The 281-nt window shown below is 59.1% G+C and carries 1 rRNA gene; it reads right to left on the bottom strand.

Annotated elements, in window-relative coordinates:
• Positions 1-118, bottom strand: a 23S ribosomal RNA gene (locus tag ETC02_RS17300); the annotation flags it as partial.
• Positions 119-281 lie beyond the last annotated feature (163 nt).

Here is a 281-nt window from a genome sequence, read left to right as displayed (position 1 = left end):
TTCGGACATCTCCGGATCGACGCTTGCTTACAGCTCCCCGGAGCGTTTCGGCGTTTGCCCCGTCCTTCATCGGCTCCTAGTGCCAAGGCATCCACCGTGCGCCCTTTCTAGCTTAACCTACAGCGCTTCTCGGCTTCTTCCTTACTGTCTAGCTTCGGCTCGCCGCCGCTCGGGGTCAAATAACCTTCGCCTTCCGGGTGCAAGCACCCTTGCAGGCGAAGAACATTTGCCCATCGCGGCGACCCGCGAGCCTCCGCTTTTCCGGTTATCTAGTTTTCAAG

This window comes from Geobacillus sp. DSP4a (assembly GCF_013096875.1).
GTDB classification, from domain to species: domain Bacteria; phylum Bacillota; class Bacilli; order Bacillales; family Anoxybacillaceae; genus Geobacillus; species Geobacillus thermophilus.
Note: the sequence above shows the minus strand (reverse complement) of the source record. Positions and strands in the feature narration are given on the sequence as shown.